The sequence below is a fragment of the Sulfolobus sp. B1 genome (assembly GCF_007050195.1).
Taxonomy (GTDB): Archaea; Thermoproteota; Thermoprotei_A; order Sulfolobales; family Sulfolobaceae; genus Saccharolobus.
Genome location: NZ_QIMI01000173.1, coordinates 1 through 2,632, shown reverse-complemented (window position 1 = coordinate 2,632; position 2,632 = coordinate 1). Strand labels below are relative to the sequence as shown.

Annotated in this window: 1 protein-coding gene and 1 pseudogene; both read left to right on the top strand. The window is 33.2% G+C overall.

The window, feature by feature from the left end; genetic code table 11:
- Positions 1 to 469: 469 nt before the first annotated feature.
- Positions 470 to 1,174 (top strand): ABC transporter ATP-binding protein, encoded by a 705-nt coding sequence (locus DMP16_RS09015; RefSeq protein ID WP_069282051.1) that lies wholly within the window; start codon positions 470 to 472, stop codon positions 1,172 to 1,174.
- A gap of 13 nt (positions 1,175 to 1,187) precedes the next feature.
- Positions 1,188 to 2,632: pseudogene (locus DMP16_RS09010) on the top strand (hypothetical protein); the annotation flags it as partial.

The window sequence follows — 2,632 nt, the reverse complement described above, 5'->3', positions numbered from 1 at the left end:
AAAGGGTAGAGATAATTTGGGTGAGGGCGAGAAAATCAAACCTATTGATATTCTCGCTCCAATAAACAACTCGTCCTCATCCTAAAAATACTTTTCCACGATAAAGAAAATTCAATTTATATCAAAACAACCAAATTGTTGTCTACACACGATGTTAGTGAAGTTGCTTTTTTAATTTTTTAAAACAAAAAGCGAGTTAGTTTAAAATGCCTATAGGTAATTATTTTGTATTCTAAAAAATTCTTAACTTATTATGATATGTTGTATGGAAATAAAACTTATATTAACACTAAAATATTCACATTCTGAGTCAGATATGTGAAGACAATGAAAGTGTACATGCTAGTTCATTATATAGTAAGAATTATGAGATATTTAACAATCTCGAATATTGTTTTGATATCGAAAACGTTATCAAAAAACTTATTAGCTTCGTCATTAGACTTCTTCTAATGAGGTGCCGAATAACATGAATAATGAGGAGATTATAGTAGATGCTGTTGATTTGTCTAAGGTTTATAAGACTAAGAAGGCTGAGTATGTCGCATTAAGAGGCGTATCACTTAAGGTTAGAAAAGGTGAATTTTTAATAATTGCTGGTCCATCTGGTTCTGGCAAAACCACTCTCCTTGATTTGATAGGATTACTTGATACACCATCTAGCGGTAAAATTATAATCAATAATATAGACGTTACTAACTTTAATGAAGATCAGAGGGCTAATTTCAGAAAGAAGTATATTGGCTTTGTTTTTCAGTCGTATAATCTAATAACATATCTTTCAGTCTTGGAAAATGTTGAGCTGGCTTTAGCTTCTTTAGGGATACCAGCGTGGAAAAGAAGGGAAAAGGCAGAGGAGATTTTATCATTAATACCCGGTATGTTAGAACTAAAGAATAAAAAACCTAATGAACTATCTGGTGGTCAACAGCAAAGAGTGGCTATTGCAAGGGCTCTAGCAAATGATCCTAAAATATTAATCGCTGATGAACCTACTGCAAATCTTGACTCAAAAACCGGGTTGGCAATAGTAGAATTGATAAGTAAATTGAACAAAGAAAAGAACGTTACTGTTATAATGGCTACACATGACCCAGATATGATGAGATATGCTGATAGGATAGTTTACATTAGGGATGGTCAAATAGAGAAGGAGGTTGTCCAAAACGAGTAAAGTAGGAATTATTTTGTCCGTTTTAGTTATCTTTTCTCTTCTTTTTTCATTATCAAATTTAACTAATACTGCATCTGAAGCCTCAGCTGGCTATTTTACCACATCGTCACAATGGTTAGTCTCACCACCGTACGTAGCACCTGGAGAGAAACTAGTCCCATTGCAAGTTACACTAGTTTATCACGGTTATACAAATATAACTAACGTTCAGATATATCCAGTGGAGTCTTCACCATTTATTGTAACCTCTAATACTCAAACTTACTCTTTCCCGATTATAATACCTGGACAAGAATACACTTTGACCTTCATAGGTAATATCACGCCTAATATACCGTTAGGAGTATACGACTTTTACATTCAAGTTTATTACACTATTAACGGGATAGAACAAGTTCAAGACGTGACTGTTCAAATCCCTATAATGGGGTATTTACAATTCTATGCACAATCTTCAATTTCCGGAATAGTCTTTCCTGGAGAACATGACTTACCGGTAATACTAACAATATTTAACACAGGTAACACTAATGCCTATAACGTAACCTTATTTACTAATAGTACGTATCCGATAGATTTCATGGCTAAAGTTACTCATATACCAATAATACAAGCAGGATCCTCTTATTCTGTTCAACTGACAGCTAACATATATAATAATGCGAGTATTGGTACTTATCAGATTCCTCTAACAATTTTGGCATATGGGAAATATTATTCATTAAATGTATCGATTTCGATAAACAGTAATCAAAGCATCGAAGGAGAAATCCTAAATCCAAATATTATATTAAGCGAAGGACCAAACAGTAAAGGAGTTACCTTTCAATTATCCTTAATTTATACTGGTCCAGTTAATATAGAGAGTTACTCAGTAGAACTATTACTACCTAAGGGTATAACGAATGTGACCGGAGGAAGCGCTATTTACTTTTTCGGAGGACTACTACAACCGGAATCAGAAGTATCTATACCAATAAATATTAATATTAATAACGTATCATTAGGTTCTTATTCTATTCCAGTTAAAATCGTTTGGAATGCTATTGAAGGCGAGGGTTCAGTAGTCAGTATAACTCAGTATTCATCATTCTCCTTGACACTATTAGGTACTTCAAACATCCAAGTAGTTCCTTCATCATCCCTTCTCTATGCCGGAACGGTAAATAATATTACCTTAAATATAAGGAACACTGGAAATGGGAACATATACAACTTGTCAATAATGCCCTCAACCTCAGTTTCAATATTGAATACTTTACCTAAAATTTCTTTACTTAAGCCAAATCAAACAGTAGATATACCTTTACAAATATACGTTCCTTCAAGTTTACAGGGAGGTAGTATACAGCTTAGCATAACTATAGACTACTTAAATTCTATATATCAACAATCTCAGTATCAAGAGCAAATAGGATTTTATGTTACTCAAATTGTTCCATCAAATCCAATAATAGC

Bases quoted from the DNA above. Each gene is read 5' to 3' on its own strand.
- DMP16_RS09015 (WP_069282051.1), top strand. From the start codon at position 470: ATGAATAATGAGGAGATTATAGTAGATGCTGTTGATTTGTCTAAGGTT.